Origin of the sequence: Streptomyces sp. NPDC058052, from assembly GCF_042885515.1 — a bacterium.
Classification (GTDB): domain Bacteria; phylum Actinomycetota; class Actinomycetes; order Streptomycetales; family Streptomycetaceae; genus Streptomyces.
The window spans coordinates 1-15,261 of the sequence record NZ_JBHVRX010000040.1 but is presented as its reverse complement, the minus strand read 5'-3'; the positions used below and the strand labels follow the sequence as shown (position 1 = coordinate 15,261).

Annotated in this window: 11 protein-coding genes; 4 read left to right on the top strand and 7 right to left on the bottom strand. The window is 76.9% G+C overall.

Annotated elements, in window-relative coordinates; genetic code table 11:
- Positions 1-160 precede the first annotated feature (160 nt).
- Positions 161-889 carry a hypothetical protein gene (locus ACFVU3_RS35060; RefSeq protein ID WP_390072804.1) on the top strand — a complete coding sequence of 243 codons (729 nt, stop codon included), beginning with the start codon at positions 161-163 and terminating at the stop codon, positions 887-889.
- Positions 890-1,045: 156 nt separating this feature from the next.
- Here the strand turns inward: ACFVU3_RS35060 and ACFVU3_RS35055 are convergent, their stop codons facing one another.
- Complete coding sequence (locus tag ACFVU3_RS35055; protein ID WP_390072802.1) at positions 1,046-2,485, bottom strand: DUF6350 family protein; 1,440 nt, start codon at positions 2,483-2,485, stop codon at positions 1,046-1,048.
- A gap of 119 nt (positions 2,486-2,604) precedes the next feature.
- Between ACFVU3_RS35055 and ACFVU3_RS35050 the strand changes: the two genes are divergently transcribed.
- A complete protein-coding gene (locus ACFVU3_RS35050) occupies positions 2,605-3,987 on the top strand; it encodes a helix-turn-helix domain-containing protein (protein WP_390072800.1) in 1,383 nt (460 codons plus the stop codon).
- A 107-nt stretch (positions 3,988-4,094) separates the two neighbouring features.
- Here the strand turns inward: ACFVU3_RS35050 and sucD are convergent, their stop codons facing one another.
- The 6 genes from sucD to ACFVU3_RS35020 form a co-directional block, all read right to left on the bottom strand.
- Positions 4,095-4,979 (bottom strand): succinate--CoA ligase subunit alpha, encoded by an 885-nt coding sequence (gene sucD / locus ACFVU3_RS35045; protein WP_200426104.1) that lies wholly within the window; start codon positions 4,977-4,979, stop codon positions 4,095-4,097.
- Positions 4,980-4,995: 16 nt separating this feature from the next.
- Positions 4,996-6,174 carry an ADP-forming succinate--CoA ligase subunit beta gene (gene sucC / locus ACFVU3_RS35040; RefSeq protein ID WP_190226560.1) on the bottom strand — a complete coding sequence of 393 codons (1,179 nt, stop codon included), beginning with the start codon at positions 6,172-6,174 and terminating at the stop codon, positions 4,996-4,998.
- Between the two features lie 406 nt (positions 6,175-6,580).
- Positions 6,581-7,783, bottom strand: a complete 1,203-nt coding sequence (locus ACFVU3_RS35035) for a VWA domain-containing protein (RefSeq protein WP_390072799.1) — start codon at positions 7,781-7,783, stop codon at positions 6,581-6,583.
- Positions 7,780-10,179, bottom strand: a complete 2,400-nt coding sequence (locus ACFVU3_RS35030) for a DUF5682 family protein (protein ID WP_390072797.1) — start codon at positions 10,177-10,179, stop codon at positions 7,780-7,782. The genes ACFVU3_RS35035 and ACFVU3_RS35030 overlap by 4 nt, the downstream gene beginning before the upstream one ends.
- Positions 10,176-11,354 (bottom strand): AAA family ATPase, encoded by a 1,179-nt coding sequence (locus ACFVU3_RS35025; protein WP_390072795.1) that lies wholly within the window; start codon positions 11,352-11,354, stop codon positions 10,176-10,178. The genes ACFVU3_RS35030 and ACFVU3_RS35025 overlap by 4 nt, the downstream gene beginning before the upstream one ends.
- Before the next feature lie 118 nt (positions 11,355-11,472).
- Positions 11,473-11,886, bottom strand: a complete 414-nt coding sequence (locus tag ACFVU3_RS35020) for a hypothetical protein (protein WP_390072793.1) — start codon at positions 11,884-11,886, stop codon at positions 11,473-11,475.
- 169 nt (positions 11,887-12,055) lie between these two features.
- On the opposite strand from ACFVU3_RS35020, the gene ACFVU3_RS35015 reads away from it, so the two are divergent.
- Together ACFVU3_RS35015 and ACFVU3_RS35010 are read left to right on the top strand one after the other, a co-directional pair.
- Positions 12,056-13,393, top strand: a complete 1,338-nt coding sequence (locus tag ACFVU3_RS35015; RefSeq protein WP_390072791.1) for an SWIM zinc finger family protein — start codon at positions 12,056-12,058, stop codon at positions 13,391-13,393.
- 95 nt (positions 13,394-13,488) lie between these two features.
- Positions 13,489-15,141: a DUF5691 domain-containing protein gene (locus ACFVU3_RS35010; protein ID WP_390072861.1), complete on the top strand. Its 1,653-nt coding sequence runs from the start codon at positions 13,489-13,491 to the stop codon at positions 15,139-15,141.
- Positions 15,142-15,261: the final 120 nt, after the last annotated feature.

The following is a 15,261-nucleotide window of genomic DNA, read 5'->3' as shown; positions in this document are numbered from 1 at the left end:
CGGGGAACCCTACGAATGGCTCGACCGTCAGCAACGATACCGGCACACCGGACGGCCCCCACGGGACGGGGGCGGAGCAGGGGGGTAGCGTCAGGGTCCGACGCCGGTGTGCCACCCGGTGCGACGACGGTCACGACGACAGAGGGAAGACGTCCAGCAGATGCCGGATCGCCAGTCCACGAACGACAACAACCCGTTCGCCCCGCCGCCCGAGGGCAAGCCCGACGAGCCGTGGCAGCCGCGCCGCCCGGAGGGCCAGGACGGCCGGGGCGGGCCGGACGGGGAGGACGACGCGCCGTCGTCGCCCGTGACCGGCTCGTCCGACGGGCGCTGGAGCCCGCGCCAGCCGGGCCGTTCGTCGGACGGCTTCGGGCGCGGACCCGAGCGCCAGGGCGGCCAGGGCGGCTCCGGCGGCCAGGGGCCCGAGCGGCAGGGGCTGCGCTGGGACCCGACGGACCCGGCCCAGCGGCGGGCGCGGTACGCGATCCTCGGCGGCATGTGGGCCTTCTTCTTCGCGATCTTCGACATCCCGGAGCTGGCCCTCCTGCTCGGCGCCCTCTCGCTGTACTGGTCGATCAGCTCGCTGCGCGCGAAGCCGAAGGCCCCGGCCGAGGTGTCGCCGGAATCACAGGCCGCGTCCCAGCCCTCGGGACGGCCGTCCGCGGCGCCGGGCTCCCCGAACCCGGTCCGCTCGATGCGGACGGCCGCGATCAGCGGCCTGGTGGCCTCGGCCGTCGCCCTGCTGATCGTGGGCTTCGGCTTCACGATGCAGCTGGTCTACAAGGACTTCTACGAGTGCCGGGACGACGCCCTCACCCACGCGGGCGCGCTCTCCTGCAACGACCTGCTGCCCAAGCCGCTGCGGGACGGCTTCGGGGTGCGCGAGTAGCCGCATCCGCCTCCCCGGCTCCCCTCGCTCCGCCCCGGCCGTCCCCGACGGCCGGGGCGGCTCCGTCCTCGGGGCCGCCGGGGCGGAGGGGACCGGCGGGGTCCGCGGGCTCTGCGGGGTTTATGGGCTCTGCGGGGTCCGCGGGCTCTGCGGGGCTTATGGGGTCGGCGGGGTCGGCGGGGTCTGCGGGGTCTGCGGGGTCTCCCAGGACGCCGGGAGGTAGTCGTACGGCTCGTAGCCCTCGTCGCCCTCCAGGGAGAAGTCGAAGCCGGGGCCCAGGGGATCCTCCGGCTCGGGGACGGCGGCCTGCGCGCCCGTGACCGCCCCGGCCAGGGCCGGCTCCGGCGCCTTCCGCCGCTTGGGCCGCTTCGGCGGCTTGGGCGGCTTCGGGGTCCTGGGCTTCCGCACGCGGGGCACCCGGCGGCCCCAGGCCCGTACCGCCAGCGCCGCCGGCAGACCGACGCCCACCCCCCACAGCACCGCCGCCGCGCCCGCCTGCCACCACACCGGGCCGAAGGCGAGCAGCCGGCCCGAGCCGAGCGGGCCGCCCGCCGCGCCCGCCAGGACGGCGACCACCGCGCCGGAGGCCCAGGCCGCGCCCAGTGCCGCGAGCGCCGTCTCCCGGGCCCGGCCGGTGCCGGTGGACCGGCCCACCGAGCGGCCCAGGGCCACCGCCGCGACCAGCGGCACGGCCACCGCGGCCCACTGCGGCCAGCCGCCGCGCCCGTCCGGCGGCAGGGCCGCGAGGAGCGGGAAGGGCGGGACGGCCGGGTCGCCCACGAGACCCAGCGGGGTCGCGAGGGCGCCCGTGCCGAGGGCGAAGCCGGGCCCGAGCCCGTAGGCCGCCGCCCACACCGCCGCGTTCGGCAGCAGGGCGACGACGAGCAGGGCCAGCGTCACCCGTCCGGACCATTCCCCCGCGAGTCCTTCGTACGAGGCCCGGGCCGCGCCCGCGTGCCAGGCCAGCGAGGTCCCGGCCAGCACCGCCCCGCCCGCGAGGAGCGTCACCAGGCCGGTCCCGGCCCCGCGCAGCGCGGCGGCGGCCTCCTCCCGGCCCGGCAGGGGCCTGCCCAGGGCGGTCCAGACGCCGGCGCCGGCCGCGCCGAGCACGACGCCGGGCAGCCACAGCCCGGCGGTGACGAGGTCGGCGGGGAGCGGGCCGCTCTCGCTGTAGACCACGATCACGGCCGCGACCAGCAGATATCCCCCGGAGATCGCGCCGAGCGCACCCGCGGGCGAGGGCCGCGGGCGGGTCGCGTCGGCCGGGTCGAGGGTGGAGCGGGCGGTCCGGAAGACCAGCCAGAGCGGCAGCACGGCCGGCAGCAGCGGCACGATCCCCAGGGGCGCGGGCAGTCCGCTGAGGGTGTCGGTGCGGACGAGGTCCACGCCGTGGGCGAGCAGCCACAGCCCGGCGGCGAGGTGGAGGGCGCCGCCGGCGCCGCTGTCGGGGTGGGGCGAGCCGATCCAGGCGGCGATCACCAGGACGGCGAGCGCGCCGGCGCCGAGTCCGGCGGCGACCCCGCCGCGGACGCAGGCGGTGGCGAACGCGGCGGAACGCCCGCCCTGGACCAGGGAGTGCTCGGTCAGGTGGGTCACGGGGCCATGCTGCCAACGACACGCGCTTTCACGGCGTAACAGGCAAACATCCGCTGTGTCGCCCAATATACGTTTATGTACTTTTCCGCCCATAGGTACGCAGCGGGAGGTCGACTCCGATGAGCCAGACGAGCCGGGGCGGCGACACCGCGCCCCCCTCCACCGCCCCATCGCTGCCGACACCGAAGGAGCGGCGCAGGCTGCGCGAGGCGCTCGCCCTGAGCGAGGAGCAGGTCGCCGAGGCCATGGGCGTCACGAAGGCCACGGTCAAGGCATGGGAGACCGGGCGCTCCTCCCCCCGCGGCCGCAAGCGCGAGACGTACGCGAAGCTGCTCGCCGGCCCGCCGGCGGACCAGGAGCGGCCCCCGGACCGGGAGCGGGCCCGAGACCGGGACCAGGCGGCTCCGGACACCGCTCAGGCCGCGGCTCCGGCTCCCGCCGCGGCTCAGGCTCCGGCTCCGGCTCCGGCCGCCTCCCCGAAGGCCGCCGCTCCGACGCCCGCCCCCACCGCCAACGTGCGGCCCAAGGCCGCCGCCAAGCGCGCCGCCAGACCCCCCAGGGCCCCCTCCCCCGCGCCCGCGATCGCCGCCTCCGGCCCCGGCCGGCGCGGCCCGGCGCGGCCCGAGGAGCACCCGGGAGCGGACCCCGCACCGGAGCAGGAGGCGCAGGAGATGGCGCACACGCCGGAGCGCACACCGTCCGGACTCACCCCCGAGCAGGCGTTCGACGCGCTCTACGCGTACGCGGCACCCGGGCTCGTCCACCAGACCTCTCTGCTGACCGGGCGCCGCGCGCTCTCCCAGGAGGCCGTCGAGCACGCCTTCCAGCACGCCTGGGAACACTGGCCCGAGGTGGCCGTGGACGCCGACCCGGTCGGCTGGGTGCGGGCCGCGGCGTACGAGTACGCCCTCTCGCCCTGGCACCGGCTGCGCCGCACCCACAAGCACCCCGACCCCCCGCCGGCCGAGGCCGGACGGCGGGCGCTGCTCGGCGCGCTGCTCGACCTGCCCGCGCCGTACCGGCGGACCGTGCTGCTCTACGACGGGCTCGGGCTCGACCTGCCGGAGACGGCCGCCGAGACCGAGGCCAGCACCCCGGCCGCCGCCAACCGGCTGCTGTACGCGCACGCGGCGATCGGCCGGGCCGTGCCGGAGCTGGCCGACCCCGAGGCGCTCCAGCGGCGGCTGAGCGCGCTGGTCGCGGAGGCGCCGGGGGCGGCGCTCCCGGGGGCGCGCACGGTCCGCGGCGGCAGCGACCGGCGGACCCGGCGGATGACCCGGGCGGTCGCCGGGGTGACGGCGGTCCTCATCGGCGTCACGGCGCTGAGCGCGGCGACGGCGCCGACCCGCTACATCCCGGACGTGGCGCCCGGCCAGACCGTGAACGGCGTCCCGGTGCGCGGCGGGCCGCAGAAGCTCGGCGAGGAGGACGTGGAGCTGCGCGACAAGCTGCGGTCCGAGCCGAACCCGGGCCCGGAGCGGCTGATCCCGGCCGCGGAGTAGGCGTCCGGCACGACGGAGCCGTCTCTGGCACACGCGAGTGGGCCCCGCCCCCGCCCGGTCTCCCGGGAGGGGCGGGGCCCACTCGCTTACGGTCTCGCCGTGGTGCTTCAGCCCGCGAGGATCGCGCGCGCCAGCTTGGCGGTCTCGGTGGGGGTCTTGCCGACCTTCACACCGGCGGCCTCCAGGGCCTCCTTCTTCGCCTGGGCGGTGCCGGAGGAGCCGGAGACGATGGCGCCGGCGTGGCCCATGGTCTTGCCCTCGGGCGCGGTGAAGCCCGCGACGTAGCCGACGACCGGCTTGGTGACGTTGGCCTTGATGAAGTCGGCCGCACGCTCCTCGGCGTCGCCGCCGATCTCGCCGATCATGACGATCAGGTCGGTGTCGGGGTCCGCCTCGAACGCCGCGAGGGCGTCGATGTGGGTGGTGCCGATGACCGGGTCGCCACCGATGCCGACGGCGGACGAGAAGCCGATGTCACGGAGCTCGTACATCATCTGGTACGTCAGCGTGCCGGACTTCGAGACCAGGCCGATGCGGCCCGGCTTCGTGATGTCGCCCGGGATGATGCCGGCGTTGGACTGGCCCGGGGTGATGAGACCGGGGCAGTTCGGGCCGATGATGCGGGTCTTGTTGCCCTTCGCCTGCGCGTACGCCCAGAAGGCGGCGGAGTCGTGGACGGCGATGCCCTCGGTGATGACGACGGCCAGCGGGATCTCGGCGTCGATCGCCTCGACCACGGCGGCCTTCGCGAAGGCCGGCGGCACGAAGAGGACCGAGACGTTGGCGCCGGTCTCCTTCATCGCCTCGGCGACGGAGCCGAAGACCGGGACCTCGGTGCCGTCGAAGTCGACGGTCGTGCCGGCCTTGCGCGGGTTCACGCCACCGACGATGTTGGTGCCGTCACCCAGCATGAGCTTGGTGTGCTTCATGCCCGTGGCACCGGTCATGCCCTGGACGATGACCTTGCTGTCCTTGTTGAGGAAGATAGCCATGGCTGTGTCTCGTCCCTTACTTCGCAGCCGCGAGCTCGGCGGCCTTGTCGGCCGCGCCGTCCATGGTGTCCACGCGCTGCACGAGCGGGTGGTTGGCGTCCGACAGGATCTTGCGACCCAGCTCCGCGTTGTTGCCGTCGAGGCGCACGACGAGCGGCTTGGTGACCTCTTCGCCCTTCGAGGCGAGGAGCTCCAGGGCCTGCACGATGCCGTTGGCGACCTCGTCACAGGCGGTGATGCCGCCGAAGACGTTGACGAAGACGGACTTGACGTCCGCGTCGCCGAGGATGATCTCCAGGCCGTTCGCCATGACCTCGGCGGAGGCGCCGCCGCCGATGTCGAGGAAGTTGGCCGGCTTCACGCCGCCGTGGTTCTCACCGGCGTACGCGACGACGTCCAGGGTCGACATGACCAGGCCGGCGCCGTTGCCGATGATGCCGACCTCGCCGTCGAGCTTGACGTAGTTGAGGCCCTTGGCCTTGGCGGCGGCCTCCAGCGGGTTGGCCGCGGCCTTGTCCTCCAGGGCCTCGTGCTCCGGCTGGCGGAAGTCGGCGTTCTCGTCGAGCGAGACCTTGCCGTCGAGGGCCAGGATGCGGCCGTCCTTGGTCTTCACCAGCGGGTTGACCTCGACGAGGAGGGCGTCCTCGGCGACGAAGGTGTCCCACAGGGTGACCAGGACCTCGGCGACGCCCTCGGCGACCTCGGCCGGGAACTTCGCCTGGGCGACGATCTCGCGGGCCTTCTCCAGGGTGACGCCGTCGTTGGCGTTGACCGGGACCTTCGCGAGGGCCTCGGGGGTCTTCTCCGCGACCTCCTCGATGTCCATGCCGCCCTGCACCGAGGCCATGGCCAGGAAGGTGCGGTTGGTGCGGTCGAGGAGGTACGAGACGTAGTACTCGGCCTCGATCTCCGGGGACAGCTCGGCGATCATCACCTTGTGGACCGTGTGGCCCTTGATGTCCATGCCCAGGATGTCCGTCGCGCGGGCGACGGCCTCGTCCGGGTTCGCGGCCAGCTTGACGCCGCCGGCCTTGCCGCGGCCGCCGACCTTCACCTGGGCCTTGACGACCGACTTGCCGCCAAGACGCTCGGTGGCCTCGCGCGCCGCCTCAGGCGTGTCGATGACTTCACCGGCCAGCACCGGTACACCGTGCTTGGCGAAGAGGTCCCTCGCCTGGTACTCGAACAGGTCCACGCGCGTCCCTTTTCTAGATGATCGCGGTTCGTTGTCTGCGTGGGCGTGCCGCGGAGGGCAACGTGACTGCGCTGTCACTAGGGAGGCGTACACGGTGTCCGTGGACGCGGCATGTCCGTCTCGCAGGTTATCCCCGTGGGCCGTGGGTCCCTAAATCGCAGATCACAACCGAGCGGTGATACGGGTCACAGAACGTAGGGGTGACGGGGCTGTCCGTGGGCGGACCCCCACCCCCGCCCCGGGCCCACCGGGCAGGCGGGGAGCGGGGTTTGCGCCCCTCACGCCACGCCGGCGCGGCGGGTGAGGGGCGCGTGGCGCCGAGTGTGATATGGGCCTCAGTGGGCCCGCGGACGCCCGTCCGGGTGGCGGGGCGACGACGGATTCCGCACGGCCGGGCCGCCGCGGCTCAGGCGGTGTCGGGGATCGGCAGCGGCCGCTTCTCCAGGGCCGCGGCCATCACCTCCGGGAAGAGGTCGGGGGTGCAGGCGAAGGCGGGGACGCCGAGCGCGGCGAGCGCGGCGGCGTGGTCGCGGTCGTAGGCCGGGGCGCCCTCGTCGGAGAGGGCGAGGAGGGCGACGAACTGCACCCCGGACGCCTTCATCGCGGCGACCCGCTTCACCATCTCGTCGCGGATCCCGCCCTCGTACAGGTCGCTGATCAGGACGACGACGGTGTCGGCGGGGCGACCGATCCTCGACTGGCAGTAGGCGAGGGCGCGGTTGATGTCGGTGCCGCCGCCGAGCCGGGTGCCGAAGAGGACGTCGACGGGGTCGTCGAGCGCGTCCGTGAGGTCCACGACGGAGGTGTCGAAGACGACGAGCCGGGTGGCGACGGCCCGGAGGGAGGCGAGGACGGCGCCGAAGACGGAGGCGTGGACGACGGAGGCGGCCATCGACCCGGACTGGTCGACGCAGAGCACGACCTCCTTGCGGACCGCGCGGGAGGCGCGGCCGTGGCCGACGAGCCGCTCGGGGACGACCGTGCGGTGCTCGGGCAGATAGTTCCCGAGGTTGGCCCGCAGGGTGCGGTTCCAGTCGATGTCCCGGTGGCGGGGGCGGTCGATCCGGGCGGAGCGGTCCAGGGCGCCGGTGACGGTCGCCCGGGTACGGGCCGCGAGCCGGGCCTCCAGATCGGCCACGACCTTGCGGACGACGGCCCGGGCGGTCTCCCGGGTGGTCTCCGGGAGCGCCTTGTTCAGCGACAGCAGGGTGCCGACGAGGTGCACGTCGGGCTCGACGGCCTCCAGCATCTCCGGCTCCAGGAGGAGCTCGGCGAGACCGAGGCGCTCGATGGCGTCGCGCTGCACGACCTGCACGACGGAGCTGGGGAAGTAGGTGCGGATGTCGCCGAGCCAGCGGGCGACGGAGGGCGCGGAGCCGCCGAGCCCGCCCCCGCGCTCACCACCGCCTTCCCGGGCCTCCCTGCCGTCCCGGCTGTCGTAGAGGGCGGCGAGGGCGGCGTCCATGGCGGCGTCCGCCCCGGACAGGCCGCGGCCGGTGCCCTCGGCCGCGGCGCCGCCGAGGACGAGGCGCCAGCGGCGGAGCCGCTCGTCGGCGGCGGGGACGGTGGCGGGGGCGGGGACGGTGGCGGTGACCGGGCTGCTGCTCATGCGGGTGCCTCCGTGCCGAGGACGAGGTGGAGGAGGGGCAGGACTCCGTCGGCCCGCTCCGCGTCGGGGTCGGCGGCGAAGCCGGGGACGAGGGCGGCGGTGCCCGGGGCGCCGGCCCCGGGCCCGCGGGCGACGAGCTCGCCGAGGGTGCGGCGCACCCCGGGCTCGTACCCGCCGAAGGTGCGCCGCAGCAGCGGCAGGACGTCGGTGAACGCCTCGGCGGGGACGCCGGCGAGCCAGGCGTCGAGGAGGGCGAGGAGCCGCTCGTCGTGGACGAGAAGCAGCCCGCCGCCGGAGCCGCCGACGAAGCCGTCGATCCAGGCGGCGGCGTCGGCGGGCGGGGTGCCGGGCGAGAGGGCGAGCCCCATGAGGCGGGCGGTCTCCTCGTCGCCGAGACCGCCTTCGTCGAGGAGCGTCCGCGCCGCCCGCCCGCGGACGACGCCGGGCACGCGCTCCGCCCCGGCGAGCCGCCGCAGCACTCCGGTCCACCGCGAGGCGAGGGAGCCGGGCCCGGCGGCGCCGGCGGGATCGGGTTCGGCTTCGGGATCGGCTTCGGGATCGGGATCGGGATCGGGATCGGGTTCGGGACCGGGGCCGGGACCGGGGCCGGGACCGGGATCAGCGAGGAGGGCGATCGCGGTGTGGACGGCGTCCAGGCGGTCGCGCATCTGCGCGGCGGCGTCGGCGTCCAGGTGGACGCAGGCGGGCGGGAGGCCGACGCAGATCCGCTCGGCGAGCCCGGCGGCGACGCCGGCGAGGGCGGCGGTGTCGGTGCCGCGCACGTCTCCGTAGCGCAGGGAGCGGGCCAGGGCGGGGAGCGCGTCGGCGAGGTGGGCCACGTCGGTGTCGAGCGCGGCCCGGTCGGCGAGGGCGCCGAGGACGGCGGGCAGGGCGTCGCCGAGGCCGGCGAGCAGGCACCGCTCGGCGAGGGCGGTGATCTCGCCGAGGGTGCCGGCGGCGAGGGCCCGGGACGCGGCCCGGGCGGTGGCGGCGGCCTCGACGGTGGTGCCCCAGACGCCGGCCTCGGCGACCCGGACGTGCAGCTCTGGCTGCCAGCGCAGCCGCCAGGACTCGCGGAAGGTGCCGGTGCCGGCGCGGCCCGCGGCGGGCTCGCCCCAGTCGACGCCGAGGAGCCGGAGCCGGTGCAGGAGCCGGCTGCGGGCGGCGTCGGTCTCCCCGCGCAGGTCGAGGTCGAGCTCGCGCTCCGCGGCCTCCGGCTTGAGGCGGAGGGAGCGCTGGAGGCGGTTCAGGTCGCGCTGGAGCGGGACGGCGGGGGCGGCGGCCGGGACCTCGCCGAGGACGTCGCCGACGACGAGCCGGTCCCGGACGAGGGCGAGCGGCACGTCGGAGCCCTCGCAGAGGACGGCCCGGACGGCGTCGGTGGTCTCGCCGAGGCCGGGACGGGGCCGGCCGCGCAGGGCGGCGAGGGCCTCCGCGAGGCGGACGGCCTCGATGACGTGGGCGGAGGAGACGGGGTGGTCGGCCTCGCGGAGCAGTCCGGCGACCTTGGTCATCCAGCGCTCGACGGGCCGGTCGGGGGCGGCGAAGAGGTGCCCGTACCAGCCGGGGGACTCGATCCCGGCGCCGTACCCGGAGCGGCGGGCGAGCCTGCGGTGGGTCCAGGGGACCCAGGTCAGTTCGGCCTTGACCTTGGGCAGGCCCTTGAGGAGGGCGCGGTCGGCGGCGACGGTGGTCCGCCGGGCGAGGGCGGGGACGTGCCAGGCGCCGCAGACGACGGCGACGTCGTCCCCGAACTCCTTGCGGGCGGCGCGCAGCCGCAGTCGCATGTGGGCCTCGCGGACGAGGTCGCGCGGGTGTCCTCCGTGGCCGTACCGCTCGCGGAGGGCGGTCATGGCGTCGGCGAGGGCGTCGAAGGGGGCGAGGGGGTCGGTGTCGCCGCGGAGTTCGACGACGTCCTCCCACCACTGCTCGGGGTCCTCGTGTCCGGCGGCCCGGGCGAGTTCGGCGAGGGGGTCGATCCGGCCGGCGCCGTCGGCCTCCTCGCTGTCGTCCCAGGTGGGGTCGGACGCGGCGAGGGTGTGGGCGGCGGGGAGGTCGACGAACCGGACGGGGACGTCCCGGTCGAGGGCCCAGCGGACGGCGGTCCACTCGGGCGAGAAGGCGGCGAAGGGCCAGAAGGCGGCGCGGCCGGGGTCGTCGGCGGCGTGGGCGAGGAGGGCGACGGGCGGCCGCGTCGCCGGGTCGGCGGCGAGGGCGACGAGCGCGTCGGCCTCGGCGGGTCCTTCGATCAGGACGGCGGCGGGCCGGGCCGCGTCCAGGGCGGCGAGCACCCCGCGCGCGGAGCCGGGCCCGTGGTGCCGCACCCCGAGCAGCAGGGGCCCGGGCGGCCGCTCGCGGCGGTGCGCCGCGGCGGGTGCCGTGGCGAGGGCCGTCATGCGCTCACCTCGCGGCAGGCGCGGTAGAAGTCCTTCCAGCCGTCCCGCTCCCTGACCACGGTCTCCAGGTACTCCTGCCAGACGACGCGGTCGGCGGCCGGGTCGCGGACGACGGCGCCGAGGAGGCCGGCGGCGACGTCGGAGGGGCGCAGCACGCCGTCGCCGAAGTGGGCGGCGAGCGCGAGTCCGCCGGTGACGACGGAGATGGCCTCGGCGGTGGAGAGCGTGCCCGAGGGGGACTTGAGCCGGGTGCGGCCGTCGGCGGTGACGCCGTCGCGCAGTTCGCGGAAGACGGTGACGACCCGCCGGATCTCCTCGACGCCCTCGGGCAGGGCGGGCAGTTCGAGGGAGCGGCCGAGCTGTTCGACGCGGCGGGCGACGATGTCCACCTCGTCCTCGGGGGTGGCGGGCAGCGGCAGCACCACGGTGTTGAAGCGGCGGCGGAGCGCGCTGGAGAGGTCGTTGACGCCGCGGTCGCGGTCGTTGGCGGTGGCGATCAGGTTGAAGCCGGGGACCGCCTGGACCTCCTCGCCGAGTTCGGGGACGGGCAGGGTCTTCTCGGACAGGATCGTGATGAGCGTGTCCTGCACGTCGGCGGGGATGCGGGTGAGCTCCTCGACGCGGGCGGTCATGCCCCGGTCCATGGCCCGCATCACGGGGCTGGGGACGAGCGCGGCGCGGCTGGGGCCCTCGGCGAGCAGCCGCGCGTAGTTCCACCCGTACCGGATGGCCTCCTCGGGGGTGCCGGCGGTGCCCTGGACGAGGAGGGTGGAGTCGCCGCTGACGGCGGCCGCGAGGTGCTCGGAGACCCAGGTCTTGGCGGTGCCGGGGACGCCGAGGAGCAGCAGGGCCCGGTCGGTGGCGAGCGTGGTGACGGCGACCTCGACGATGCGGCGGGGGCCGACGTACTTGGGTGTGATCACGGTGCCGTCGGGGAGCGTGCCGCCGAGGAGGTAGGTGGCGACGGCCCAGGGCGAGAGGCGCCAGCGGGCGGGCCGGGGGCGGTCGTCGGCGGCGGCGAGCGCGGCGAGCTCGTGGGCGAAGGCGTCCTCGGCGTGGGGCCGGAGGGCCTCGGCGTGGGGCCGGAGGGCCTCGGCGGCGGGCCGCGGCCGGCCAGGGCCGGTGTCCGTCACGGCACCGGCGCCGGGCTGCGGGATGGTTTCGGGCACGGTCATGGATCCCCCTCCAGATCGTTCGACCTGTTGTGCGATCCACGGTGCACCACGCCACTGACAATCGGCTGTCGCCGCGGTCGGGGCGGGCGCGGGGGCCCGAAGGGCGGGGCGGTGAAGGTCAGTTGAAGACCGGGGAAGCGGCGACGCAGCCGCCGGCCATGGCCTGCTCTCCCTTGGCCTCCTTGATGACCTTGCCCTGGTAGACGACCTTGCAGACGAGGTCGGCGGGCTTGGTGGAGACCGGCATGACGGCGGGCGGCATGATGCCGTGCAGCTTCACGGTCTTGGTCCACGGCGCGGTGGGCTTCTTCTCCGTCTCGACCTGCGGCTGCATCGCGCTGCCGTCGCCGGCGTGGTAGTCGATGGACAGCAGATCGGTGCCGGTGACCTCGTAGGTCACCTCGTAGCTCTCGGCGACGGCCTTGTCGACCTCGTCGGCGGCCTTGTCGGCCGCGGCGGAACAGGCGCCGAGCCCGAACGCGAGGCCGGTGACGGCGAGGGCCGAGACGGCGGTGCGGACGGTGCGGTTCATGGTGGTACTCCCCCTGCACGGTGGTGCGGACGTAAGGTCGCACGCTGGTTCGAGCGACCTCGCAGAGCACCGTAAAGGACCGGTAAAACAGACGCGTCGCCGGGGCGGCCACCGGTGGCATTTGTGCAGGTCAACTGCGTTGTCAGTGGCGGAGAATACCGTCAAGTACATGAATGCCATGGGGGTGCGCTGGACGGCTGAGCAGGTGCTGGCACTGGCTCCTGACGAGGCGTCGCGCAGAGCGGGGAGCAGGCTCGGCGCGGCCGGGCCGTGGAGCGGCGCGGGCGGCGGCGAGGGGGTCGTCTGGGGGCAGTGCGAGGGCAGCGGCCGGGCGCCGTACCGGACGGTCGTGGACCCGGCCGGGCCGGCCTGCTCGTGCACCTGTCCGAGCCGCACGTCCCCGTGCGAGCACGCGCTCGGACTGCTGCTGCTGTGGGCGGCGGACGCCTCGGCCGTGCCGGACGGGGCCGAGCCGCCGGACTGGGCCGCGCGCTGGCTCGCGGCCCGGCGGGCCCGGACCGAGGGTGCCGCACGGAAGGCGGAGGGGACGCCGGCCGACCCGGAGGCCGCCCGCCGGCGGGCGGAGCGGCGGGCGGCCCGGGTGACGGCGGGCGCGGAAGAGCTGGAGCGGCGGCTCGCCGACCTGGTGCGCGGCGGGCTCGCCGCGGCCGGGCAGCGGGGGTACGGCCTGTGGGAGGAGACCGCGGCCCGCATGGTGGACGCGCAGGCGCCGGGGCTGGCGGCCCGGGTCCGTGAGCTGGGCGCCCTGCCGGGCTCGGGCCCGGACTGGCCGGTGCGGCTCCTGGAGGAGTGCGCGCTCACCCACCTCCTGGACCGCGCGTGGCTGGCCGCCGACCGGCTGCCCGCCCCGCTGGCGGCGACGGTGCGGACCCGGGTCGGCCTGCCCTCGGTGCCGGGCGGCGCGGCGGTGCGGGACCGGTGGCTGGTCCTCGCCGGGTACGACACCGGGGACGGCCGGCTGACGACCCGCCGCTTCTGGCTGTACGGCGCGGAGAGCGGCCGTACGGCCCTGCTGCTCTCCTTCGGGGCGGCGGGCCGCGCGCCCGCGCTCGCGCTGCCGGTCGGGGCGGTGGTGGACGGCGAGCTGACCCCGCACACGGGTTCCGGGCAGCTCCGCGCGGATCCCGGCGCGCGGCTGCTCCCGGTCGCCGGGCCCGCCGCGCCGCCGCCGGGCGGCCCGGTGGGTGCGGCGCTGGACGCGTACGGGCGGGCGCTGCGGGAGGACCCGTGGCTGGACTCCTGGCCGGTGACGCTCGCCCGGGTCGTGCCCGCGCGGGCGGAGTACGGCTGGCAGCTCGCCGACGCGGACGGGGGCGAGGCGCTGCCACTGACCGGCGGCGACCGGTCGCGTCCCGGCCTGTGGCGGCTGCTGGCCCTGTCGGGCGGCGGGCCCGTGACGGTCTTCGGGGAGTGCGGCCACCGCGGTTTCACCCCGCTGTCCGCCTGGTCCCCGGACGACCCGTCGGAAACGGTCCCGCTCCTGTGACCGCCCGCCGCAGCCCCCGCCCGCCCGATGCCCGCGCCCGCGGACGAGACCGTGCCCGAGGAGTGCCCGTGCCGACGCCCGACCCGCAGACCGAGATCCGCCCGGCCGCCGCGCCGGAGCCCGCGCCCGGCGGGGCGTCCGGCGACCCCGGCTGGGAGGCGCTGGTGACGTCGGCGCTGCTCGGCACCGACCGGAGACCGCCCGCGGGGGCGCGGGGCGCCGGGGCCGCCGGAGAGCTGCTGGACGCCGCCGCGCGGCGGACGCTGCGGCGGCGGGCGGGGCTGCGGCCCGGACCGGCCGCGGGGCCGCCCGCGCCGGCTCCGGACGACCCCCGGCCCCCGCTGCCCGAGGCGGCCCGGCGGCGGCTCGAAGGGCTGCTGGCCGGACGGGCCGCGCCCGCCCCGGCGGGCGGCCGCAGGGGCCCCGCGCCGGACCTCGCCGAGCTGCTGCCGCAGTGGCTGGCGCTGGCCGGGGAGCGCGGGTTCAAGGCACCGCCCTCCGCGCTGCCGGCGCTGCTCGACGCGGCCAGGGCCCGGACGGATCTGCGGCCGCGGGCGCTGGCCCTCGCCGGGCCGCGCGGGCGGTGGCTGGCCGGGCTCAACCCGGACTGGCGGTTCGCGCTGCGGGCCGGCGGCGCGGGCGGCCCGCTGCCGGGCCCGGGGGACCTCGGGGACGCCGCGGCGGTGCGGGAGCTGTGGGAGGAGGGGCTGTTCGCGGAGCGGGTCGCGCTGCTCGGCGCCGTGCGGGCGAAGGACCCGGCGGCCGGGCGGGCGCTGCTCGCGGGGAGCTGGTCCGGGGAGCGGGCCGAGGACCGGCTGATGTTCCTGGACTCGCTGCGGGCGGGGCTGTCGGCGGCGGACGAGGAGTTCCTGGAGGCGGCGCTCTCCGACCGCAGCCGCAACGTCCGGGCGACCGCCGCCGAGCTGCTCTCCGCGCTGCCCGGCTCGGCGCTCGCGGGCCGCATGGCGGGCCGGGCGGTCACCTGTGTGGGCCTGGACCGGACGGCGGCGGTGCCGACGGTCGTCGTGGAGGCGCCGCACGAGTGCGACGAGGAGATGCGGCGGGACGGCGTGACCGCGGTGCCCCCGTCGGGCCGGGGCGAGCGGTCCTGGTGGCTGGGGCAGCTGGTGGAGGCGGCGCCGCTGTCCTGCTGGCCGGCCCGGTTCGGCGGGCGGCCGCCGGAGGAGATCGTGGCGCTGCCGGTCGCCGACGACTGGCAGGCGGAGCTGCACGCGGCCTGGTGCCGGGCGGCGGTGCGGCAGCGGGACGCGCTCTGGTCGCGGGCGCTGCTGGGCGCCCCCTCGACCCCGCCGGCCACGGGCCCCGGCACCTCGTCGCTGGCCGAGCGGGCCCAGCTGCTGGCGACGCTCGATCCGGCGGAACGGGCCGGGTGGGTGGCGGCCTTCGTGGCGGCGCACGGCCTGTCGGAGGCGTTCCAGCTGCTCGGGGTCTGCGCGGTGCCGTGGGCGGATCCGCTGGGCGAGGCGGTGATCGACGCCCTGGACATCGCGCGGGACGCGGGCAGCTACCCGTGGAGCTTCAGCGGCGTGATGGGGCTGGCGGAGCGCTGCCTCTCCCCCGCGGCGGCGCGCCATCTGGAGTCGCTGGCGGCGACGGTGCCGGACGCCGAGGACACCTCGCCGGGCGCGGGCGCCTACTGGTCCGAGGCGTTCCAGCGCCTGGTGGCCACGCTGGACCTGCGCGCCTTGATGCGCGCGGAGCTGGACGGGGCGGGGACGACGGCCTGAGGGCGTCGGCGTGGGCGGGCCCGGGGGGCGCCCGCCCGCCCCCCCGGCGCCGCCGGGGCCGCCCCGGCCGCGGCGGCCCCGCGCCCGGCGCCCGGGCCGGGGAGGGCGGCCGCACCCCGC